This is a genomic window from Halobacillus sp. KGW1, from assembly GCF_001592845.1.
GTDB lineage: Bacteria > Bacillota > Bacilli > Bacillales > Halobacillaceae > Halobacillus.
In genome coordinates this window covers 910,498-932,744 of sequence record NZ_LSOC01000002.1, presented here as the reverse complement: position 1 = coordinate 932,744, position 22,247 = coordinate 910,498, and the positions used below count along the sequence as shown (strand labels likewise).

Annotated in this window: 21 protein-coding genes; 18 read left to right on the top strand and 3 right to left on the bottom strand. The window is 46.1% G+C overall.

The window, feature by feature from the left end; genetic code table 11:
* The first annotated feature begins 9 nt into the window (after positions 1 to 9).
* The 14 genes from mgsA to nth all read left to right on the top strand — a co-directional run bounded on the left by mgsA (position 10) and on the right by nth (position 13,441).
* Positions 10 to 423 carry a methylglyoxal synthase gene (gene mgsA / locus AXG56_RS05410; protein ID WP_008638525.1) on the top strand — a complete coding sequence of 138 codons (414 nt, stop codon included), beginning with the start codon at positions 10 to 12 and terminating at the stop codon, positions 421 to 423.
* A gap of 7 nt (positions 424 to 430) precedes the next feature.
* Positions 431 to 1,558, top strand: a complete 1,128-nt coding sequence (gene bshA, locus AXG56_RS05405; RefSeq protein ID WP_008638524.1) for an N-acetyl-alpha-D-glucosaminyl L-malate synthase BshA — start codon at positions 431 to 433, stop codon at positions 1,556 to 1,558.
* On the top strand, positions 1,551 to 2,756 hold the full coding sequence (locus AXG56_RS05400; protein WP_026577362.1) for a CCA tRNA nucleotidyltransferase: 1,206 nt from the start codon (positions 1,551 to 1,553) through the stop codon (positions 2,754 to 2,756). Before bshA ends, AXG56_RS05400 begins: the two co-directional genes overlap by 8 nt.
* On the top strand, positions 2,732 to 3,724 hold the full coding sequence (locus tag AXG56_RS05395) for a biotin--[acetyl-CoA-carboxylase] ligase (RefSeq protein ID WP_035387990.1): 993 nt from the start codon (positions 2,732 to 2,734) through the stop codon (positions 3,722 to 3,724). The genes AXG56_RS05400 and AXG56_RS05395 overlap by 25 nt, the downstream gene beginning before the upstream one ends.
* Positions 3,717 to 4,538, top strand: coding sequence for a 3-methyl-2-oxobutanoate hydroxymethyltransferase (panB, locus tag AXG56_RS05390; protein ID WP_026577364.1), 822 nt, complete (start codon positions 3,717 to 3,719; stop codon positions 4,536 to 4,538). Before AXG56_RS05395 ends, panB begins: the two co-directional genes overlap by 8 nt.
* An 11-nt stretch (positions 4,539 to 4,549) precedes the next feature.
* The gene (gene panC, locus AXG56_RS05385; RefSeq protein ID WP_008638516.1) at positions 4,550 to 5,404 is read left to right on the top strand and encodes a pantoate--beta-alanine ligase; all 855 of its coding nucleotides are present in this window, start codon (positions 4,550 to 4,552) and stop codon (positions 5,402 to 5,404) included.
* A 25-nt stretch (positions 5,405 to 5,429) separates the two neighbouring features.
* Complete coding sequence (gene panD / locus AXG56_RS05380) at positions 5,430 to 5,819, top strand: aspartate 1-decarboxylase (protein ID WP_026577365.1); 390 nt, start codon at positions 5,430 to 5,432, stop codon at positions 5,817 to 5,819.
* 84 nt (positions 5,820 to 5,903) lie between these two features.
* Complete coding sequence (gene dinG / locus AXG56_RS05375) at positions 5,904 to 8,702, top strand: ATP-dependent DNA helicase DinG (protein ID WP_062513504.1); 2,799 nt, start codon at positions 5,904 to 5,906, stop codon at positions 8,700 to 8,702.
* Positions 8,703 to 8,789: 87 nt separating this feature from the next.
* Positions 8,790 to 8,960: a YpmA family protein gene (locus tag AXG56_RS19000; RefSeq protein ID WP_008638509.1), complete on the top strand. Its 171-nt coding sequence runs from the start codon at positions 8,790 to 8,792 to the stop codon at positions 8,958 to 8,960.
* The gene (locus AXG56_RS05370; protein ID WP_235601464.1) at positions 8,914 to 9,450 is read left to right on the top strand and encodes a DUF5590 domain-containing protein; all 537 of its coding nucleotides are present in this window, start codon (positions 8,914 to 8,916) and stop codon (positions 9,448 to 9,450) included. The genes AXG56_RS19000 and AXG56_RS05370 overlap by 47 nt, the downstream gene beginning before the upstream one ends.
* Positions 9,451 to 9,464: 14 nt before the next feature.
* A complete protein-coding gene (locus AXG56_RS05365) occupies positions 9,465 to 10,649 on the top strand; it encodes a pyridoxal phosphate-dependent aminotransferase (RefSeq protein WP_026577368.1) in 1,185 nt (394 codons plus the stop codon).
* Positions 10,650 to 10,670: 21 nt separating this feature from the next.
* Positions 10,671 to 11,963 carry an asparagine--tRNA ligase gene (gene asnS, locus AXG56_RS05360; protein WP_026577369.1) on the top strand — a complete coding sequence of 431 codons (1,293 nt, stop codon included), beginning with the start codon at positions 10,671 to 10,673 and terminating at the stop codon, positions 11,961 to 11,963.
* A 99-nt stretch (positions 11,964 to 12,062) separates the two neighbouring features.
* Positions 12,063 to 12,758, top strand: a complete 696-nt coding sequence (locus tag AXG56_RS05355) for a DnaD domain-containing protein (protein ID WP_026577370.1) — start codon at positions 12,063 to 12,065, stop codon at positions 12,756 to 12,758.
* Positions 12,759 to 12,766: 8 nt separating this feature from the next.
* The gene (gene nth / locus AXG56_RS05350) at positions 12,767 to 13,441 is read left to right on the top strand and encodes an endonuclease III (RefSeq protein ID WP_026577371.1); all 675 of its coding nucleotides are present in this window, start codon (positions 12,767 to 12,769) and stop codon (positions 13,439 to 13,441) included.
* 13 nt (positions 13,442 to 13,454) lie between these two features.
* Here nth and AXG56_RS05345 read toward each other — a convergent pair whose 3' ends face one another.
* On the bottom strand, positions 13,455 to 16,109 hold the full coding sequence (locus AXG56_RS05345) for a PBP1A family penicillin-binding protein (RefSeq protein WP_026577372.1): 2,655 nt from the start codon (positions 16,107 to 16,109) through the stop codon (positions 13,455 to 13,457).
* Positions 16,110 to 16,125: 16 nt separating this feature from the next.
* Positions 16,126 to 16,716: a Holliday junction resolvase RecU gene (gene recU, locus AXG56_RS05340; protein WP_008638494.1), complete on the bottom strand. Its 591-nt coding sequence runs from the start codon at positions 16,714 to 16,716 to the stop codon at positions 16,126 to 16,128.
* 499 nt (positions 16,717 to 17,215) lie between these two features.
* Between recU and AXG56_RS05335 the strand changes: the two genes are divergently transcribed.
* Positions 17,216 to 17,482, top strand: coding sequence for a hypothetical protein (locus AXG56_RS05335; protein WP_026577373.1), 267 nt, complete (start codon positions 17,216 to 17,218; stop codon positions 17,480 to 17,482).
* 55 nt (positions 17,483 to 17,537) lie between these two features.
* Positions 17,538 to 17,888 carry a YppE family protein gene (locus AXG56_RS05330; protein ID WP_008638489.1) on the top strand — a complete coding sequence of 117 codons (351 nt, stop codon included), beginning with the start codon at positions 17,538 to 17,540 and terminating at the stop codon, positions 17,886 to 17,888.
* A 39-nt stretch (positions 17,889 to 17,927) separates the two neighbouring features.
* On the opposite strand, the gene AXG56_RS05325 is transcribed toward AXG56_RS05330, so the two are convergent.
* Entirely contained in the window at positions 17,928 to 20,996 is a 3,069-nt protein-coding gene (locus AXG56_RS05325; RefSeq protein WP_062513502.1) for an efflux RND transporter permease subunit, read from the bottom strand.
* A 176-nt stretch (positions 20,997 to 21,172) separates the two neighbouring features.
* Between AXG56_RS05325 and AXG56_RS05320 the strand changes: the two genes are divergently transcribed.
* Both AXG56_RS05320 and AXG56_RS05315 read left to right on the top strand, forming a co-directional pair.
* Positions 21,173 to 21,574 (top strand): cytidine deaminase, encoded by a 402-nt coding sequence (locus AXG56_RS05320; protein ID WP_008638486.1) that lies wholly within the window; start codon positions 21,173 to 21,175, stop codon positions 21,572 to 21,574.
* Between the two features lie 152 nt (positions 21,575 to 21,726).
* Positions 21,727 to 22,215: a CotD family spore coat protein gene (locus AXG56_RS05315; RefSeq protein ID WP_008638485.1), complete on the top strand. Its 489-nt coding sequence runs from the start codon at positions 21,727 to 21,729 to the stop codon at positions 22,213 to 22,215.
* Positions 22,216 to 22,247: the final 32 nt, after the last annotated feature.

Genomic DNA, 22,247 nt, shown 5'->3' with positions numbered 1-22,247 from the left:
GAAGGACAGATGAAAATCGCGTTGATCGCTCACGACAAGAAAAAGAAAGATATTATAGAGTTTGCGGACCGATACAAAGAGGTTTTAAAGAAACATGATCTTTATGCGACAGGGACGACCGGGATGCAGATCCATAGTGAAACAGGACTTGAAATTACACGTTTCCAGTCCGGACCCCTTGGTGGCGACCAGCAGATCGGTGCGAAAATTGCGGATGAAGACATGCATATGGTTTTGTTTTTCCGCGACCCTTTGACAGCTCAGCCGCATGAACCGGATATAAGCGCTCTTCTACGTCTTTGTGATGTTCACCAAATTCCCGTAGCAACGAACCGGGCAGGGGCAGACATTATGATCCGTGCGCTCGACCATGAAGACTTTGAGTGGAAAAGCATCATAGAACACAACAGAAAACAGGAGTGAGCAGGTAATGGCTAAAATAGGAATCACATGTTATCCCACGGTTGGTGGCTCGGGGGTAATTGCGACAGAGTTAGGTAAACTTCTGGCAGAAGAAGGCCATGAAATCCATTTTGTCGCATCTCAGGTCCCCTTCCGGCTGAACAGGGTGTATCCCAATATTTACTACCACGAGGTGGAGGTCAGTAATTATCCCGTTTTTCAACATCCACCCTATGATTTAGCGCTGGCTGCCAAAATGGCCGATGTTATAAACAGGGAAGAATTGGATATCCTTCACGTTCATTATGCCATGCCGCATGCCATTTGTGCTATTTTAGCCAAACAAATGTGTCAACGGGATGTTAAGATTATTACCACGCTGCATGGAACGGATATTACGGTACTCGGTATTGATTCCGCTTTAAAACAGATGATTAAATTTGGTATTGAAGCGTCCGATCGAGTAACAGCCGTCTCCCACAGCCTTGTGGAGCAAACGAAAGAAATGATTCAGACAGACCGTAATATCGACGTCATCTATAACTTCGTAGATGAACGGGAATATCATAGAAAAGACAATTTCGGCTTGAGAGAACAGTATGGGATTAAAGAAGATGAGTCCGTTCTCATTCACATCTCAAACTTTAGAAAAGTCAAACGTGTACAGGATGTCATACACACCTTTGCTGAAGTGGCAGCGGAACGTCCGGCTAAACTCCTTCTTGTAGGGGACGGTCCCGAGTATTCCGACTGTCACCAGCTCGTCAGAGAGTATGAATTGGAAGAACAGGTCCTTTTCCTTGGAAAACAGGATAACGTCAGTGACCTGCTTTCCATTTCCGACCTTAAATTGCTCCTGTCAGAAAAAGAAAGTTTCGGGCTTGTTCTTTTGGAAGCGATGGCGTGCGGGGTACCTTGCATCGGTACCAACGTCGGGGGTATACCGGAAGTGATCACCCATGGTGAAGCCGGCTATGTGACGGAACTTGGAAATATCGAGCAGATCGCGCACTTCGCCAACAGAATTCTGGAAGACCGCGAGCTTCATCGATCCATGTCAAAGGAAGCAAAGCGGCTGGCTCAAGAGAAGTTTGCAACGAAAACGATACTTAGACAGTACGAAAACCTCTATGAACAGGTGTTGAAGGATGAGTAGGAATTCTATTTTCCGTGAGGCATTCGAGGTTTTGGCTGAAATAGAAGCGGCTGGAGGAGAAGCCTATGTCGTTGGAGGCGCAGTCAGGGACTATTTGAGTGGTCGTCCTGTAGGGGACATCGATATAGCATCATCAGAACCACCGGAACGGATTCAGGAGATTTTCGACAAAGTGATACCGGTCGGCGTCGAACACGGAACGGTCATCGTCCGCTACCGATCTGAATCTTATGAGGTGACAACGTACCGTAAAGAAGCAACCTATTCCGATTTTCGGCATCCGGATGAAGTGACGTTCGTGCGCTCCATTTCCGACGATCTTGCCCGCAGGGATTTCACAATTAATGCTATGGCAATGGATCGGCATGGAACAATTATAGATCCATTCAACGGGAGAGAAGCTGTAGACGCTAAACGGATTGAGGCTGTTGGAGATCCTGTCCAGCGTTTTCGGGAGGACCCTTTACGGATGATGAGGGCTGCCCGTTTTCACAGTCAGCTTTTGTATACGCTCGATAAGAAAACAGAGGATGCATTGAAGAAAGAAGCATCGATGCTCCGTCACATATCCATTGAGCGAATTGCGGAAGAAATGAGAAAGCTGTACGCCGGAGAAGGTTATAAAGAATCGTTGCAGCTGTTGGAGCGTACCAGCCTTAAGCAGGAGCTTCCAATCCTTCATGGTATGGAACTTTCTACTATTATCCCTTCAGGCAGGCTTGTCAGCTGGGGGGAATTGGCGGCATTTCTATGTTTGAGGTCTTCAGAATGCACACCGGCAACATTCGTCAAACAGTGGAAACTCTCTAACCGGATCCGCCGGGAAGCAGACCAATTGACGGAGGCTTTTTGCACTTATCAGGAGCAGAACGCCATCCGCCCCTGGCTCGTGTACCGTCTTCCTTTCGAGTTGTTTCCATCTTTCAGTAGACTGGCAGCGGCAGAGGGGACGGCACAGGAGCAAAAGGTATTATCCGATCTCCATGCTCTTTATGAAGAACTCCCAATTAAAACGCTGAAGGAAGCAGCTTTTCAAGCGGAAGATCTAATTGCAATGTTCCCGGACAAAAAAAGAGGGCCGTGGATTGCAGATAAGATGAAAGCGATGGAGTACGAGATTGTTACAGGTAAATTGAAAAATGAATACGACGCGATAAAGGAGTGGGCTGTGTCATGGAATCCACCCGTAAACGACTGATCCGTCTGCTGGATCAAAAAGAGGGCTACATTTCCGGTCAGGAGCTTTCCGAGCAGCTGGCCATATCAAGGACTGCTGTTTGGAAGCATATGAACGAATTGAAGAATGACGGATACGAAATTGAAGCGGTGCAGAAAAAGGGATATAAAATTGTTTCGTCGCCGGATAAGATCAGCGGCAATACCCTCCAATGGGGACTTGATACCAAATGGCTTGGTCATGAACTGCATCATTATGATCAAGTGGAGTCCACGCAGGACGTCATACATCAAATGGCTAAACAAGGAAAACCTCATGGTACGGTTGTGATCGCGGATGAGCAGGTGAAAGGAAAAGGACGGATGGCTAGAAATTGGTATTCTCCGAAAGGGAAGGGGATATGGATGAGTATCCTTCTAAGACCCGATCTCCCACCTGTACAGGCACCACAGCTGACTTTGCTTGCAGCAACCGTGTTGGCTAAGATGGTCGCCGAACGATCCGGTCTTGAGCCGAAAATCAAATGGCCGAACGATCTTCTGATTAATCATAAGAAGGTGTCCGGTATACTAACCGAGATGCAGGCGGAACAGGATACAATCCAGTATATCGTTCTCGGGATGGGGATGAACGTCAACCAAAGTAGGGAAGAAATACCGGAAGAACTTCATCATAAAGCGACATCACTGCGAGTGGAAGCAGGAGAGGAATGGGACATTCAAACCACCATCCAGCATATTCTGCACTTGTTGGAACAGTCATACGAAGAGTTCCTGAAGTTTGGGTTCGACCGTGTCAAAAAAGAGTGGGAGCATTATGGATACCGGATCGGGCAGGATGTGACCATTTCTACGATGAAGCGGACGTGGGAGGCAGTCCTTGTCGGCATAGAACCGGATGGAGCTCTGCTGGCCAGAGACAAGGAAGGAAAAGAAGAAAAACTTTATTCCGCTGAAATTCATTGGGGAAAGGGAGGTTATCATGCTTAAAAAAAGTCATTTTCTGCAGATGAAGAAAAGTCAGGAGAAGATCGCCATGGTTACAAGCTATGACTACCCTTCCGCTAAGATGGCGGAAGATGCCGGTTCCGATATGATCTTAATCGGAGACAGCTTGGGGATGACCGTCCTTGGCTATGATTCTACAATTCCAGTAACGATGGATGATATGATCCACCACGGAAGGGCCGTAGCCCGTGGTGCAAAAGATACATTCAAAGTAATCGATATGCCGTTTATGTCTTACCACATTTCTAAGGAAGATACGTTGAGAAATGCCAAACGGTTATATCAAGAGTCGGGCGCACAGGCGCTGAAGCTTGAAGGCAGCGGGGAAGTGTCGGAAGCGATGAAACTTCTCATCCGAGCAGGAATCCCCGTAGTCGGGCACATTGGGCTTACTCCTCAGTCGGTCAACGTTCTCGGCGGCTACAAAGTCCAAGGGAAAAATTCACAGGATGCTTCCCGTATACTCGAGGAAGCTTTGGAGATTGAATCAGCAGGTGCAATGGCTCTTGTACTGGAGTGCGTGCCGCGGCAGCTTGCAGCGTTCATCACGGCTAAACTCTCCATACCTACAATCGGTATCGGGGCAGGGGTGGATTGTGACGGTCAGGTCCTTGTCTATCATGACCTGCTCCAGTACGGAGTGACACGCCTTCCTAAATTTGTGAAGTCCTATATGGACAGCAATCAGATTCTTGGAGAAGCGCTCCATTCCTATGTGACGGAAGTGAAAGAAAAAACGTTTCCAGAAGAGAAACATACATATACGATGGATGTTTCGGACTTACCGGAAGATTAAGGAGAAGCAGTATGGATGTTTTGAATCGAATCAGTGACGTGCAGTCGAAGGTGGAAGGTTTTGTTAAGAAAGGGAAGACCATCGGGTTCGTTCCGACGATGGGTTATCTGCATGAAGGACACCTACGTCTTTTGCAGAAGGCAAGGGAAGAAAACGATATCGTCCTGTTGAGCATTTTCGTAAACCCACTTCAATTTAATGAAGCGGAAGACCTTGCCGGTTATCCTCGGAATGAAGAGCGCGATGCAGCTCTGGCTGCAGAAGCCGGTGTCGATCTGTTATTTATGCCAACCCCGGAAACCATGTATCCCGAAACACCTTCCATTCGAATGGAAGTGACAAAACGGACGGATGTCTTATGTGGAAAATCCCGTCCCGGGCACTTTGACGGAGTGGTGACCGTCCTTACAAAGCTGTTTCATATTGCAAGGCCTACAAAAGCATATTTTGGAATGAAGGACGCCCAGCAGTATGCAGTGGTGGATGCACTCGTCCATGATTTTAACTTCCCGATACAATTGGTTCCAGTTCCAACGGTGCGGGAGAAAGATGGGCTTGCGAAAAGCAGCAGAAATGTTAATCTTTCGGAAGTGGAAAGGCAGGAAGCCCCAGCTATCTATCAAGCCCTCCTGAAAGGCAAAGAAATGATATTGAACGGCGAGGTGGAAAGTGCTCCTGTGCTGAATGCAGTCCAGGAGTTTCTTGAGAAACGAACTCGTGGTAAGATAGATTATATTGAATTATTGTCCTATCCGGAACTGGAGCCGGTTAAGGCTGTTAACAGACAGGTTATACTTGCGGCGGCAGTCTTTTATGACCAGGCACGTTTGATCGATAATATTGTTTTTCGACCGGACCGGGGATAAGGACAGGAACCAGGGGGAACAGAGCATGCTTCGAACGATGATGAAAGCCAAAATACATCGGGCCCGCGTAACGGAAGCGAACTTAAATTACGTCGGCAGTATTACGATTGACCATGATTTGTTGGATGCCGTCGGGATCTTGCCACATGAAAAGGTCCAGGTGGTGAATAATAACAATGGAGCCAGATTGGAAACCTATGTAATTGCTGGAGAGCGCGGATCGGGTGTGATTTGTTTGAACGGGGCGGCGGCAAGGCTTGTTCAAAAAGATGATATTGTAATTATCGTAGCTTATGCGATGCTTTCGGAAGAGGAGCTAAGCAGCTTCCGTCCGAAAATCGCGTTAATGGATGCGGATAACCAGATTCAACAAGTAGTGGATGAAGAGCCACCGTTACAGGCAATACCTTTATGAACAGATACCAGGAAGAACATGGGATCTTTGCCGATTAAGATAGGTGAGGGTCCTTGCTTTTTGTGAACGAAAGTAGGGGATGACATGACTACATTTGCAATCGTAGATTTAGAAACAACAGGAAACGCAGCTTCTAAAGGGGACCGGATTATCGAGATAGGGGTCGTGGTCGTCACGGAAGAGGGAAGAACGTTGGAGGAATTCTCCTCCCTTGTTTATCCAGAAAGAGAGATCCCTCCTTTTGTATCTTCCCTGACAGGAATTAAGGAAGAGGATGTCCTGGAAGCCCCGCTGTTTTCAGAAATTGCAGAGGATATTCATCCTCTTTTTGACCATGCCTACATAGTAGCGCACAATATTGAGTTCGATTTAGGCTTCCTTAACGACGAATTTAAACGATGCGGACTTCCGCCACTACATAACCCGATCATCGACACGGTGGAGTTCGCCAGACTTATGCTTCCCACATCCCCGACATTCAAATTGGGTCAGCTGGCTGAACGTCTTGGATTAGGGCATGACCGCCCTCACAGAGCACTATCCGATGCTCAGGTAACATCTGATTTACTGCTCTATTTATTGGGGCAAATGGAGGGTTTACCTGAAAAGACGCTCGACCACCTTTTAAAGGTGGAACCAAAGCTTAAAAGTGATTTTCGGCCGTTTTTAATAAAATATATGGAAGGTAAGCGGTACGGACGAACTGTTAGTCGGGAATTCGACATCCATCACGGGATTCCCATCCGGAAACAGCTGCAGCGGAGCACCGATGTTTCTGGAACGCGCCTTCTGGATTTCCGTAATTGGAAGAACCAGGTCTACGAAGGGAATGAAGGATTGAAGAGCATCGTTCAGGGTTATGAAAACCGTGCTGGTCAAAAGGAGATGACCGACCACGTTTATCGTGCGCTGGAGAATAAGAGGCACGCAATTATAGAAGCCGGGACTGGGACGGGAAAATCCGTTGCTTATCTGCTTGCTTCTGCCTTTCATGCCTTAAAAGAAGAGAAACGAGTTGTCATCACAACGTACACGACCTCCCTTCAAAAGCAGCTGCTTGAAGATGAAATCCCTAAAATTGAACGGATGTTTCCAAGGCCTCTGAAAGCCGTTCTCTATAAAGGGAAAGGGCATTATATCAGTCTCGTTCATTTTCGTTATGAACTGGAGCATTCGAGTCAGGACAACTATGATATTGCTCTTACTAAAGGGATGATTCTCGTATGGCTGACACGGACGCGCACTGGTGATGTAGATGAAATTCAACTCCCTTCCAATGGAAGACAGTTTTGGCATAAAGTTTCCGCTGAGCAGTCATCGAAGAATGTGCAATTGGGCTACATAGATGATTCCTTCTTTCAATGGGCGCAGAAAAGGGCTTTGGAAGCGGATTTGATCATTACGAACCATGCTTTGTTTTGTATGGATATGGTCAGGGAAGACCCTGTGTTACCGGAATATTCGTGCGCTGTCGTCGATGAAGCCCACCACTTGGAGTCGGTGGCAAACCGTTATTTCGGAGTTCGGATGGATTACAAAGAACTGCAGCGTCATTTGAGTCAATGCGGGGAGATATTCCAAAAGGGCATGTACCGCCCGTGGAAGCTTCCGACCGGCTTTTCTCAACACTTGCGTAAAGGCCAGTACGCTGTCGATGAGGCCAAAGAAGAATTGAGTCAGCTGTCCAAATATATACACCAGAATGTAAAAAAAGAGAAGCGCTCCGATAAGGGAAGAAGCGATGTAGGAAGAATGCAGTTTCTGCTGCAGCCTTCGGCATTGCCGTCTTTTATTACAACAGCGAAAGAAATGTCCCATCGTTTTCTTGCTGCCGTTCAGAAAATGGTCGTTCAAATGTCAGCTATGGAAGAGAAACTTGCCACTCTTCTTTCCTTGAAAGAAGATAATGGCATTCCCGTGGTCATTACTCGGATACAAACCCAGCTGGAATTGTGCAGGACGGTCCGTTTAGAGCTGATTCATTATTTCGACTTGGACCAAGACGAAGTGAAATGGATTGAAATTGAAGGGGAAGGTGCGGCAAACTCCATCTATCTTTTCAGTGAGCCATTTGACGTAGCCGGGTTACTCCAAAGGAAATTGTTCCATAAAAAAGAGAGTGTCGTTTTAACGAGTGCGACGCTCGCCACCGATCATTCCTTTGACTATATGAGGCGTTCCCTTGGATTGGATTTAAAGGAAACCATGGAAGTCCAGATTCCTTCTCCTTACGATTACCGCAACCAAGTTCAAGTAATGGTACCGAACGATTTCCCAAGTGTAAAAGACGATCCTGAATCGTTCATTGAAGCAATCAGTGAAGCCGTGTATTCTATCGCGCAGGTGACCCAAGGCAGGATGCTTGTCCTCTTCACCTCCTACGATATGTTGAAGAAGACCTACCTGCTGCTTAAAGAATTTATTGATCCCGAAGAATTCATGATTTTTGCTCAGGGTATTTCGAGTGGGAGTCGTGACAGGCTTAAGAAAAACTTCCAGGCGTTCGATCAATCGATTCTGCTCGGTACGAGTTCTTTCTGGGAAGGGGTGGACATCCCCGGTGATGATTTATCTTGCGTCATGATGGTCAAGCTGCCATTCCAACCGCCTGATCAGCCTGTGCAGGCGGTTCGGAAAGACCGTTTCAAGAAAGAAGGGAGAAACTCCTTTATGGAGAAATCTCTGCCAAACGCCATTATTCGATTCAAGCAGGGATTCGGTCGTTTAATTCGAAGTGACAGCGACAGAGGAATCATCTTCATCTGTGACCAGCGCCTTATGGAGGCCAAATATGGAAAACACTTCCTGGACTCGCTCCCGGAGGTGCCGGTAAGTTATCAATCCACACGTCAGCTCATTGATAAAATTGAAAATTGGTTGTAATAAGCGCAGAACAAATCAATAGAAACTGTTATAATGTAAGACGGGAAATTCAATACTGGTAATACAAAGTACCATGGAGGTTTGACGATGGACAAAAAAATTGAAACATTATCGACCGTCAGGATTCAGAAATCAGACGACCTATATAAAGTCGTCGATACCTTGAATCGGACATTAAAAGAAAATAATCTCATGTTTGGACTGGCTTTAGATGATGACGATGCTGAGACAGCAGTCTTCACGATTTACCGTACCTAAGTGGGTGTGGTTTTCTCTGACAGCTCTGGCGGTGGTTCTGCTTCTTGGTTTTTCCTTCCTTGTATGGATGTACACGAGCATCAGTCACGATAGAGAAGCTGGTCAGACAGAGGCGGAAGCTCTCGCATTAGCAGAGACGGACCTTGCAAATGTGGAGAATGTGTCAACCTACAACGGTAACATTCCTATCCATATCGTAAAGGGAAGTACAGAGAATGGCACAGAGCAACTTGCTTTTCTCGACCTTTCTGAAAAGAAGGTGCTGAAGGTGGAAGATATGAGTGGTCAAATATCTCCTGAAGCGATGAGACAACAGTGGCAGCAATCGTGTGCATCATGCCAATTCAAAGATATTCAATATGGATATGAAGAACAAGAACCAGTGTTTCAGCTCACGTATATAGATGAGCAGAACCGCTATGTATTCGACTATTTTACATTATCCGGCGATAATTTCGATCAACGTTTCGCCTTTAAACGAACCCAATAATAGGAGTGAAGAATATGCAATTAGCTGAACGTGTTCAATCATTAACGCCATCCACCACCCTGGCCATCACAGCGAAAGCCAAAGCATTAAAAGCAGAAGGGCACGATGTAATCGGTTTGGGTGCAGGCGAGCCTGATTTCAATACTCCGTCCTACATATTGGATGCTGCCAAACGGGCGATGGACGAAGGTATGACGAAATATACTCCAGCTGGCGGAATTCCGGAATTGAAGAACAGTATTACGAGCAAGCTGAAACGCGATCAAGGGTTGAACTATACAAACGAACAGATTATTGTAACTACAGGAGCGAAGCATGCCTTATTTACACTGTTCCAAGTTCTTCTGAATGAGGGCGATGAAGTAATCGTCCCTGCACCGTACTGGGTCAGCTATCCGGAGCAGATCAAGCTTGCACAAGGTAATCCGGTGATCGTGGCAGCAGAAGAGGAGAACCACTTTAAATTAACTCCGGAACAGCTCAAGAATTCTATAACGTCACGGACAAAAGCGGTCATCATCAACTCACCGAGTAATCCGACGGGGATGATGTATTCCAAGGATGAGCTGGAAGCTCTCGGCAGCGTATGCGAGGAAAACGATATCCTTATCATTTCCGACGAAATCTATGAGAAGCTGATTTATACGGATGAGCAACATGTGTCCATCGCTCAGATTTCTGACGCATTATACGACCGGACCGTCATTATCAACGGTGTGTCAAAGTCTCATTCGATGACAGGGTGGCGAATCGGATTTGCCGCTGGAAACAAAGACATTATTAAAGCGATGTCCAACCTGGCTTCCCACTCGACATCCAACCCGACTTCTATCGCTCAATACGCAGCACTGGCAGCGTACACGGGCTCTGAAGAGAAGGTGGAAGAAATGAAAGAAGCATTTAAAGAACGTTTGGATGTTCTTTATCAACGGCTTGTGGAAGTTCCGGGAGTGACATGCGTGAAGCCGCAAGGGGCTTTCTATTTGTTCCCGAACGTGAAACAGGCAGCAGAGCAAGGCGGTTTCGGAAATGTGGATGAATGGGTGAAGGCTCTTCTTGATGAAGAGAAAGTAGCACTCGTTCCGGGTTCCGGCTTTGGAAGTCCGGATAATGTCCGACTATCCTACGCAACTTCATTAGACCAGCTGGAAAAAGCTGCGGAACGAATCAAACGGTTCGTAGAAAATCATCAATCATAAAGCAATGTTGGAGGTATTATTTTGAAGACAACTATTAAAGAAGCAGCAAAATATATAGGAGAGAAAGTAACGATTGGAGCCTGGCTCAGCAACAAGCGGTCAAGTGGTAAAATTGCCTTCCTGCAGCTTCGTGACGGAACGGGCTTCATGCAGGGTATTGTCGTCAAAGCAGATATTGGAGAAGACAAGTTCCAAGAGGCCAAAGCGCTAACACAAGAGACGTCCCTTTACGTAACAGGTGTGATTGCCGAAGATACCCGCTCACCGCTCGGATATGAAATGCAGGTAACGGACTTCGAAATCATTCACGAGGCGGTCGATTATCCCATAACACCGAAAGAACATGGAACGGAATTTTTGATGGATCACAGGCACCTATGGCTGCGTTCCAAACGTCAGCATGCCGTCATGAGCGTTCGTAATGAAATTATTCGTGCAACGTATGAATTCTTCAACGATAACGGTTATGTCAAAATCGACCCGCCGATCCTGACGGGTTCATCAGCAGAGGGTTCTACAGAACTGTTTCACACTAAGTACTTTGAAGAGGATGCCTATCTTTCTCAAAGTGGTCAGTTGTACATGGAAGCTGCTGCGATGGCATTCGGTCGAGTATTCAGTTTCGGGCCGACTTTCCGTGCTGAAAAGTCGAAAACCCGCCGTCATTTAATTGAGTTTTGGATGATCGAGCCGGAAATGGCATTTATGGAACACGTGGAAAGCCTGGAAGTTCAGGAGCAGTACGTATCCCACGTTGTTCAGTCTGTGCTGAAAAACTGTGCCATTGAATTGGAAGCACTTGGGCGTGACACAGAAAAGCTCAAACAAATTCAGGCACCTTTCCCGCGCATCAGTTATGATGATGCGGTTCAGCTCTTGAAGGACAAAGGATTCGATGACATTGAGTGGGGAGAAGACTTCGGGGCTCCGCATGAAACAGCTATCGCCGAAAGCTATGATAAACCTGTATTCATAACCAACTACCCTGCTGAAATTAAGGCGTTCTACATGAAGCCTGATCCGGAACGCCCGGAAGTTGTCCTCTGTGCGGACTTGATTGCTCCTGAAGGGTACGGGGAAATCATTGGAGGTTCCCAGCGGATCGATGATCTCGAATTGATGAAACAACGGTACGAAGAGCACGGTTTAACGGATGATGCTTATAAATGGTACCTTCAATTACGGGAGTACGGCAGCGTTCCACACTCCGGATTCGGATTGGGTCTGGAAAGAACAGTTGCTTGGATCGCCGGCGTCGAGCATGTTCGTGAAACGATTCCATTTCCGCGTCTGCTCAACAGACTTTACCCTTAAGAACTGCATGAAATGTGGAAGAAGCACCGATGCCTCGCCTCTGGCGGATCGGTGTTTTTCATTCCATTTAGGTATATACGAAAAATCGGAGGGATTTGTTTGGCTAAATACCAAAGCTTCCAAAACATCATGGACAACCAAATGGTCGTTCCCAAGCATTTGTTGATGCATTATAAGAAGCTGAACTTAAGCGAAACGGAACTTGTTATTTTGTTGCAGATACATCGTTTCCGTGCAGATGGTAACGGATTTCCTACACCCGAGGAAATAGCTGATCATTCCACGCTTTCTGCTCAGGACTGTTCCAAAGTATTGCGGAGTCTTATCCAGAAACGGATGCTGACGATCGAACAGAATCATAGCGATCACGTTTTGAATGAAAGTTACTCGATGGAACCGCTGTTTGAAAAACTTTTCACCGTAACGAGAGAAGTCCAAACGAGTAGTTCCGCTTCTTACAATGAAAATATATTCCCGCTGTTTGAACAGGAGTTTGGAAGGCCGTTGTCTCCATTTGAAATTGAAACCATTAATATATGGCTGGATGAAGAAAAACAATCACCCGCACTGATTAAAGCCGCGCTTCGGGAAGCTGTTTTGATGAGTAAATTGAACTTCAAATATATTGACCGTATTCTAAGAGAGTGGAACAGGAAAGGAATTCGGACTGTCGAACAGGCGAGGGAGCAGGGAAAGCAGTTCAGACAGGGCCAGCAGCCAAGACAGACGCGTCCGCAGGAAAGTAAGAAAAAGGATATATCGTTGTATTATAACTGGTTGGAGGAGGACTCTTAAGAACCGTTATGCTGAATAAAACACAAATTCGTTACTGTTTAGATACCTTTGAAGAAATGTTTCCGGAGGCGGAATGTGAGCTGAATCACAGTAATCCGTTTGAACTGCTCGTCGCTGTCGTTTTGTCTGCACAGGCCACAGATGCCCTTGTCAACAAGGTAACTCCCGGGTTGTTTGCCAAATACAAGACACCAAAAGATTATATTGATGTTTCCCTGGAAGAACTGCAGGACGATATAAAAAGGATTGGACTGTTCCGCAATAAAGCGAAAAACATCAAGAAATTATCCGAAACACTCATCCTCCAGTTTGACGGTCAAGTACCGCCTACTCAAAAAGAGCTGGAAAGTCTTGCGGGAGTAGGAAGGAAAACGGCGAACGTTGTCGCATCCGTCGCATTCGGGGAACCTGCGATCGCTGTCGATACCCATGTGGAAAGGGTGTCAAAAAGGCTTGGGATCTGCAGATGGAAGGATTCTGTGTTGGAAGTGGAAAAGACGTTAATGCGTAAAATTCCGAGAGAGGAATGGAGCGATACCCATCACCGGATGATTTTCTTCGGGCGTTATCACTGCAAAGCACAACGCCCGAACTGTGAAGCCTGTCCTCTGCTGGATTTATGTAGAGAAGGTCAAAAGCGTATGCGTAAAAAAGCACAACATGAAAAAAACACCCTCGAATGAGGGTGTTTTTTTGTTAGGCAGCAGGTTCTTCCTGCGGCTGTTGATCAGGCTGATCGGCCGGTTGATCTTGAGCTGGTGGTTCCTCTTGAGGAGGTTCCGGCGTTTGCTGCTCGTCTGAGCCGTTATTATTTTCGCCTTGCCCGCCGTTCCCTTGATCGTTGCTTCCTTGATCACTACTATCTGAACCGTCTTCGCTCTCGTTTCCTTGGCCGTTTTCACTGCCTTCATTTTGATCTTGATTTTCTTGTTCGTTTTCCTGCTGTTGATCATCTTCCTGCTGTTCTTCTGTGTTCTCTTCCTGCGACTCGTCCTGTTCTTCTTCTGCTTCTTCTTCTGGTTCTTCATTGGAACCAGGGGTATCGACACGGACGGTAGCAGGATCGCTGTTTTGAGCATCCTCATCGCTGCTGATGGCGGTGACAGAGAATTCGTAGCTTGAACCTTGATTGACATTGGTGATCTCCAGACTTGTATCACCGGTAGTCGTAAGTTCTCTGCTCTCTCCGCCGTCAATGGATGCTGCGACCCGGAAGGTGACTCCATCTGCATCTCCATATTTCCAACTCAGATCAATGCTTCCTGTTTCTTCATTGAATTTACCAGCTAATCCTTTAACGGAATCCAGTTTCTGGAACGTCTTACTAACTTTAGATGGCTGATTGTCAACGTGGAACAATTCGGTCACGATTCTGCTTTCCGGAGTATAGGCACTTGGAAGACGTGCAGGATTGGATCCTTCTTCTACATCGACGGAAACAACGGTGTCCGGTTTACTAAAGTCTTTCGTTTCCACCCCTTGCGACAACTCGGTCATCAGTGGTTTAAAGATTTGCTTCGGAATATCTTTCGAAGCATCGGACAATCCGCGTGAATTATCCTCTCCGTATCCGGTCCAGATCGATATCGTATAATTCGTCGTATAGCCGCTGAACCAGGAGTCAGGTGCCACATCACCAAAGTTGGTGGTTCCTGTTTTACCAGCTACAGGGAGCCCGGAAATATTGGCGGCACGCCCTGAACCTTCTGTCATGGTCGTTTTCAACATGTCTGAAATCATATAAGCAGTGTAGCTGCTCATCGCTGATTCCGGCTCTGGAGTAAGGTCAATAGTCCCTTCTCCGGGAACTTCTACTTTTCTTACCGTGAACGGCTCATTATACACACCTTCGTTACCAAATGCGGCATACGCACCGGCAAGTTGAACCGGATTGACGCCGGTATTACCGCCGCCGATTGCATCGTTTAAGGCCATTCCATCTTCACCGAAGTCGATGCCTAATCCTTCCGCAAAGTCCTGCCCTTTGCCGACGCCTACTTCCTGAAGGGTTTTAATAGCCGGAATATTTAAGGACCTGCTTAAAGCATAACGGGCAGAAACCCATCCGCGGAATTGATTATCGAAGTTGTTTGGGCTCCAGTTACCGAAATCGGTTTTCTCATCTTTAATTTGGTGATACGTAGAGATCTTGTCATATTCGATGGCAGGGCCGTAAGCCGTTATCGGTTTGAACGTCGACCCAGGCTGGCGATTGATATCTGTTGCATAGTTATAACCGCCTTTCTGATAGTTGCGTCCCCCGCCGATGGCGCGGATCGCACCGGTCTTAGTATCCGTAACTGCCAGGCTTGTTTGAAGTTCATCATCCGGCCACGCGATTGGACCTTCGTTGCTCAGCATTTGTTGGACATTATCCTGTGCGTCGGTATCAAGAGTGGTATAGATTTTCAATCCATCCTCATAGATTTCCGCACCATCCATTTTCTCTCGTACTTCTTCCTCCACGCGGTCGATGAACGCCTGGTAAGGTGTTGCTTTTTCCGTCTGGCGTTCGACAAGCATATCTTCCACCTTCACGTTACGCGCTTCTTCGGCTTCCGCTTCGGTGATCTTTCCGTGCTGGACCATCAGGCTGAGAACGGTGTTTTTTCGTTTTTGTGCCAAATCAGGATGATCGTATGGCATATATCCGCTTGGACGCTGAGGCAGTCCTGCAAGCAGAGCGGCTTCCGGGAGCGTGAGTTCGCTCAAGTCTTTTTTGCCGAAGTAAGTTTCGGCCGCTACCGCGACACCGTAGGCTCCGTCCCCGTAATAGATCTTGTTCAGGTACATTTCAAGAATTTCTTCTTTTGTGTATTCCTGGTCGAGTTTTATTGCCAGGTACTGCTCTTGGACTTTACGTTTAAGCGTCTTCTCCTGGGAAAGGAACGACTCTTTGACAACCTGCTGGGTTATAGTACTGGCACCTTGTGCTCCGAAGCCGCCGGTTATGTTCGCAATGACGGCACCTCCGATTCGTCGGAAATCGATTCCCATATGGTCATAAAAGCGAACGTCTTCTGTCGCAAGAACCGCATCCTCCATGACTTGTGGAATATCGTCATAAGTAATTTTCGTTCTTTTTTCATCGCTGGCAAGGTCAGCAACCAGTTCATCATTTTGATCGTACACTTTCGAAGAGAAAGGAACGGATAATTTCGATGCATCGAGTTCCGGTGCTGTGACGATGTAGTAGCTGAATAATAGTCCTACACCGAGGGCCAGAAGTAAGCCGATGGTAAAGAGGATCATAAATATACGTTTTACTTTTCCAGTTTTCTTGTTTTTTCCTTTTTTCGTGCTTTGAGCTTGCTTTCTTCGTGCTGAACGCGATTGGCTGTCGTTGGACATTTATCTTTCCTCCATTTCAAAAATAGAGCTTATCGAGTACAGAAGCATAGTCGACCCGTGCCTGATAACGGAAAGGAATCAAGCTTCCTTTTTGTTTAATATAGGAGTAGGGAATCGATTTGCGACCTCCTTGCCACTGCTCGTCCCAATAAACGAATAAATCTTGAGCAGGGAGGAGGTAGACCTCATCCAAAGGGGTGAATTTGACGATCAGAAAACTGATGCCGCCGTGAAGTTGAACCGCCTTCATATGATCGATCTGATGCTGGTGTACGTTACTTAAGGGAAAGGACGTTTTGTTTTTCGTCTCTTTCGCTTCAAAATCGATGTATTTCCCGCGATAAACTCCATTGAAGTCTGTCGTCGAAGCTTGTTTAAAGTATGCTTCTTTGATAACGGCAGCGCTTCGTTTCGGGTAATCCACATTTACAATTTGTACCGGTGTCGGTTTTTTATGGACCACGGCTTTCTGAGACGCAAGGTAGTGCTCGTTGGTCACATTAATATCCTCTTCCAAAGACATCCCACGGTTGCTGAAATCTGTCTTCGTCTTACCTTTTGGGGCGAGCGAATGCTTTATAGCGCGCTTCCCGTTGGGATAATTCAAACGCCATCCCTCCTTATAGCCATGAGAGTATCATAACAAAAATAAGGGTCGAAGGATATATCAAAATGGTTCAAATATGTTAGACGTGTGAACAACAAAAAAGTTTCATTTTTTCACAAAACCGACAAGCTTTTTTGGGGAGCACCGGCATGTTATACCCGGAATCATCAAACGTGAAACCCATCTAATTTATTCGTCAAGGGTTGAGGTTTTAAGGGGGAATCGTTGAAAAAAAGCTGCTGCTATAGCATAGCAGCAGCTCTGACGTCTTAGGTGGACGGACGATTCTCCCCCTCAAGCTTCGGGTTTCCCGTTTTGGCAGGTGTCGGTTTCTTTGCTTTTTGATCTTTTTTCTTCGCCATGGTCATGACCTCCTTTGTGTCGAAGGGTCTTGTGATAGTGGCTTGTTTTGTAGCTTTAGTTCTAGTCTTGTCAACGGGGAAGGACTTATGCATTCCCTGGCGAAAATGTTATTACCAGAAATGAGGAGGAGATTCTTTTGAAAAAAAGTCAGGTCGTCACACCGGTCGAATTCGAACAGCAGCTGTCCAACATCCGTGATAAGTTCGCCTTGCTGGAGCGCCGGCTGTCTATGAAGACGGATGAAATCGTCTTTTCGATGACGGTCTCCCATCGGAAGGACATAGAGAAAGTCAGGGAAGATGTTATGCAGTTGACGGTTAACAGACAGCGTGCAGGCGCTGCTTTACAAAGGGCACACCTTCTTTCAGCTGCTAAAGAAGCGAAACAAAGGACGGTCGGTTAAATTTTTGCTTCTATATTATCTTCCGTGCTAAAGTAGATGTAAAAAGGTGAGTCCTATGTCAATAAGAACGTATACAGAAGAAATGAAAGAGATGATCGACCAACTTCACCAAAAGTTCCTCAACACAGAAGGGCCTGTCGATCGAAGGAGCCACGAATTTTTTCAAATGGTTAAGAAAGAAACCGCACCTCTGTTTGATCTTACCAGCAATTGGATGGCGGCCGCGGAAGCATTCGTGAAAAACCGTAATTCCTCAGTTCATCCTAATCAGGTGAAATCCACCCACGAGAATGTCGAAATGATTATTTTGCACAGCTATTATTTGGATGTCGAGAGGAAAAGGTATAAAGAATTGTACCAGTCTTCTCATTATGTACTGGATATGCTCCTTTCAGATATGGATTGATATGTAAAAGAAGCTCCCGGACGGGAGCTTCTTTTCATTTTATTCTGCTGTCTTTCTTTTCGTGACCTTTGCAATAATCAAATAGAAAGATGGAACAAGCAACAAGGTTAGTATGGTCGAGAACAACAGACCCGAGACAATCGATATCGCGAGTGGTTTAAACAATACGTCTCCTGTAATGATAATTGGCACAAGAGCAGCAATCGATGTGAGGGACGTCAGAACAATCGGGCGTATTCTTGCCCTTCCTGCCTCGATGGCGGCTTCCCTTATAGAACCATACCTTTCAATGTTCTGCTCGATGAATTCGACCAGAATGACCGAGTTCCTTACTACGATTCCAGATAAAGAAACAATACCGAGAACTGCAAGGAAGCTCAATGGTTCACCGGATACAAACAGTCCTACGATGGCACCTGTAATCGCCAAGAATACCGTTCCTGTAATAAGCAGCGGCATCAACAGGGAATTGAACTGGATAGCAATCGTCAAGTAAATAAGGAACAAGACGATAACAAACAATTTAGCGACTTCCACGAAGAAGTCTGTTGTAGCATCTGATTCACCTGTTTCAACGAGGGAATAGTTCTCCGGAAGTTCGTTTTTGATTTTTGCGATCACGTCTTCTGCTCCAGCAGAGAACGTTTGATCCTTACCTTCCTCCGGATAGGCCTCAATGGTAATCGTCCTCGTACCGTCAAGGTGGGGAATTACTCCGATTTGTTCAACCTCTTCGGTAGAAATCGCGTCTTCAAGAGATATAGTTTCCGGAGGTCCGGATTGGCCTGCCGTGTTTCCGGCAATGGAAAGTGCACTTAAGTCGACGCCGTCCGCCACTCCGTCATCAATTTTCACTTCTATTGGAAGACGCTCCACGCCATTGTCGAAAGTACCAAGCGGCACGCCGGTATTTGCCAGTTGGATGAGCGATGTGACTTGATCGATCGTGATGTTATTATCTTTGAGTAATTCACGATCCGGATTATATTCAATAAAGGACTGTCCTTCACCAGCATTGACGGTCGCGATTTCTGCACCTTCAACATCCGAAAGCAGGTCCCGTGCTTTTTTCGCTTCCTCGACAAGTGGGGAAAGCTCCGGCCCTTGAATCTTCACTTGAACTGGTGGAGAAGGAGGTGGTCCGGATACAATCGTTTCCAGGAATATTTCAGAATCTGGAAATTCTTCTCTTAAAGGTTCTTCCCATTCCTTAATAAAATCGGATGCGCTCGTTTTTTCTCTGTCAATACGAACGAGCAGCTGTCCGGTATTTTCTCCAGAACGCTGAAGACCCGAATTAAAGATATTAGGAAGGCCGGATCCGGCATAAACAGCCGTTTCGGTAATATTTTCATCCTTGCTTTCCAAGTATTCTTCCATAGATTGCAGCTGATTTTTTGTCTCCTCGAGAGGTGTACCCTGCTGATTCTCGATGGAAATGGTAACTTCCTGGCGGTCGGCTGCCGGGAAGAACTCAAATGGAATTTTGATAGCCAATAAAGCAAGCAGCAGACAAAGGACAAGACCGGATATGGTCGTTAACCATGGTTTCTTCGTTGTTTTCGGAAGGATTTTGTCTGCATAAACTTTCTCCATTCCATTGAACAGGCCGCCAAGCAGTCCCGTCTTCGCTTTCGTCTTCTTCTTACTGTTCCGTTTTCTTGCGTATTGAACAGTTGGGATGAATGTCAATGCGATAAAGGTTGAAGCAATGACGGTAAAGATGAGTACAGAAGGAAGGGCACGTATGAAATCGCCGTTGGAACCAGAGATGAACGTTAACGGGAAGAAGCTGAAAATAATCATCAACGTAGAGGTGATGATCGATTTACCTACTTCCTGTACACCCTTAACAGTTCCTTCCAAAGGCCCGTCTCCAAGCTGGAATCTTCGTTGAATGTTATCGTTAACGACAATGGCGTCATCAACAAGGATACCAATGGCTATAATCATTCCAATTATGGATATTTGATTGAGGTCCACCCCTGCATAAGGCAGCGGAATCAGTCCGATGATAATGGAAATGGGGATGGCCAAAGCAACCAAAAGGGCGGATGACAATGGAAGTCCCAAGACCATGATGACGATAACTGCAAAGAATGAAATAGCAAGGGATGTTATTAAGTTATTAAAAACTTCATCGATAATCGTACTTTGTGTATAAAAACGATCGACGGTTATCTCGCTTGGAAGCTCTTCTTTCAAGGTATCCAACTTTTCAGTAATTTGATCTTGAACGGAGGAGATGTTTACTCCTTCATCGGCCATTACCGTAACCGAAAGTGCCGATTGACCATCATAAGTAATTAAATCATCCGCATCCTCATTTGCCACTGATACGGAGCCTATATCTGACAATGTGACGGAATCTCCCTGGTCGTTCGTTCCGACCCCAAGATCATTCAGCTCATCCACGCTCTTAAATTTGTTGAAAATGAGCTGTTTGATTTCATTGTCCTGTTCTTCCGTTCCAATGGCTGCAGGACCGATTTCTTCCTGAATAGTACTAATAACGTTGAACGGTTGAATTTGATTCTCTTCGAGCTGCTCATTATCGAGAGAAACGGAAACCTTCTGATCCGGAAGGCCCTTAATCATAATGGAATCCACACCGTTAATCGATGTTAACTCTTCCTCCCAATCATTCAGTTGATCGCGGAGACCGTAAAGAGTTTCTGTATTTTCCGCGAGCAGATGATAAGAAGCTACTGCTGAGCCGGATACGTCCGTATTAATAGAAGGGTCTTGAACTTCGTCAGGAAAACTTCTGGAAACGTCTGATACAGCTTGATTGATTTTCGAATTTACCGTGTTTCGATCCGCATCCCCGGCCAGGGTCACGGTTATAGAACCGAAGCCGGCAGTGGAGGCGGAAGTTACTTCATCGACACCTTCAATGGAAAGAAGTTCTTCTTCCACAGGATTCGTGATGGTCCTTTCCACTTCTTCCGGTGTTGCCCCGGGATATACAGTCGATATGGATGCTACATTAACGTTGATCTCCGGAATTTCCCTTTTCGGAAGCTGTAGATAAGTGAAAATTCCCGTGAAAACGAGAAGCGCTATGAACACCCATACAATCTTTTTGTAAGTAAGGATAGATTTCACCTTGTTTTTCCCTCCCAAATCTATGTTTTATATGATGCATTCTAAGTATAAACTTTTTTCTGACACAGGTGTCAACTATTTAACCTGCCGATGTGCTGAGCCCTTATTTTGTAATCGCTTTACAAATTCAGAAAATTTATATATAATTACGTTCCCATATTAAGGGAGGGGATAACGTGGATCATACACAGTTGATCGAAGAAGCGAAAAAAATCAGAGAACATGCCTATGTTCCTTATTCGAAATTTCCTGTAGGTGCTGCTTTAATTACAGAAGACGGCAGTGTCTACACAGGTTGTAATATTGAGAATGCGGCATATCCTGTCAGCTGCTGTGCAGAAAGGGTTGCCATTTTCAAAGCTGTGTCGGAAGGTCACAGCAGGTTTCAGGCACTGGCTGTCGCCGCTGATACAAAGCGTCCGGTACCGCCATGCGGTTCCTGTCGTCAAGTAATGAGCGAATTCTTTACAACCGATACTACGATTTATACGACGAATCTAGGAGGCGAAACGAAGACGTTTACAATGGACGAGATTCTGCCGTTTTCGTTCCAGTCCACCGATCTAACCGGAGAATGATGATGCAAAAGGGTGTGTGAGCACCCTTTTTTTGTATGGAAAAAGGAAGGGACACAGCATAAAATAGGAATAGATGGTGATATCGCCCAGTACGTTCTCAGGAATGATGACATACGCTGATAAGGAATAACAGAACAAGGAGTGAAAGCTGTATGCATCATTCAATGCAAGGTTCCTGCGGTTGCGGTCCTGCTGCTCAACCTGCGTGCAACCGTCGACCTATCGTATGTCCCGTTCAACAGTGTGTGGTAGATAACCACTTCGTAGAAAATCAGGATTATATTCATCCGACTCACGTGCTTGTCCAAAATCATCATTTGTTAAATAACTTCCATTACTTCCCTTATATGGTATCCGAACAGAACAGTTTCCAAACTCAAGAGTTCGCTTATCCGCAAGGGTCATCTCCAGACTATAACTGGATGGAGTATATGAACCAGGATATGGGGCAGATGCCTATGGGCGGTCAAGGGCAGATGCCGATGATGCCTCAGCAGATGATGGGTCAGGAAGGCCAAATGCCGATGATGAATCAAATGCCGATGATGGGTCAGGGCCAAATGCCGCAGCAAATGATGGGTCAGGGCCAAATGCCGATGATGAACCAAATGCCGATGATGATGGGTCCTGAAATGGAATAACAGAATAAAATAAGCCTCGGGACCCGGGGCTT

Coding starts and splice junctions, on each gene's coding strand:
- mgsA (WP_008638525.1), top strand. CDS start 10: ATGAAAATCGCGTTGATCGCTCACGACAAGAAAAAGAAAGATATTATA.
- bshA (WP_008638524.1), top strand. CDS start 431: ATGGCTAAAATAGGAATCACATGTTATCCCACGGTTGGTGGCTCGGGG.
- AXG56_RS05400 (WP_026577362.1), top strand. CDS start 1,551: ATGAGTAGGAATTCTATTTTCCGTGAGGCATTCGAGGTTTTGGCTGAA.
- AXG56_RS05395 (WP_035387990.1), top strand. CDS start 2,732: ATGGAATCCACCCGTAAACGACTGATCCGTCTGCTGGATCAAAAAGAG.
- panB (WP_026577364.1), top strand. CDS start 3,717: ATGCTTAAAAAAAGTCATTTTCTGCAGATGAAGAAAAGTCAGGAGAAG.
- panC (WP_008638516.1), top strand. CDS start 4,550: ATGGATGTTTTGAATCGAATCAGTGACGTGCAGTCGAAGGTGGAAGGT.
- panD (WP_026577365.1), top strand. CDS start 5,430: ATGCTTCGAACGATGATGAAAGCCAAAATACATCGGGCCCGCGTAACG.
- dinG (WP_062513504.1), top strand. CDS start 5,904: ATGACTACATTTGCAATCGTAGATTTAGAAACAACAGGAAACGCAGCT.
- AXG56_RS19000 (WP_008638509.1), top strand. CDS start 8,790: ATGGACAAAAAAATTGAAACATTATCGACCGTCAGGATTCAGAAATCA.
- AXG56_RS05370 (WP_235601464.1), top strand. CDS start 8,914: ATGATGACGATGCTGAGACAGCAGTCTTCACGATTTACCGTACCTAAG.
- AXG56_RS05365 (WP_026577368.1), top strand. CDS start 9,465: ATGCAATTAGCTGAACGTGTTCAATCATTAACGCCATCCACCACCCTG.
- nth (WP_026577371.1), top strand. CDS start 12,767: ATGCTGAATAAAACACAAATTCGTTACTGTTTAGATACCTTTGAAGAA.
- AXG56_RS05345 (WP_026577372.1), bottom strand. CDS start 16,109: ATGTCCAACGACAGCCAATCGCGTTCAGCACGAAGAAAGCAAGCTCAA.
- AXG56_RS05330 (WP_008638489.1), top strand. CDS start 17,538: ATGTCAATAAGAACGTATACAGAAGAAATGAAAGAGATGATCGACCAA.
- AXG56_RS05315 (WP_008638485.1), top strand. CDS start 21,727: ATGCATCATTCAATGCAAGGTTCCTGCGGTTGCGGTCCTGCTGCTCAA.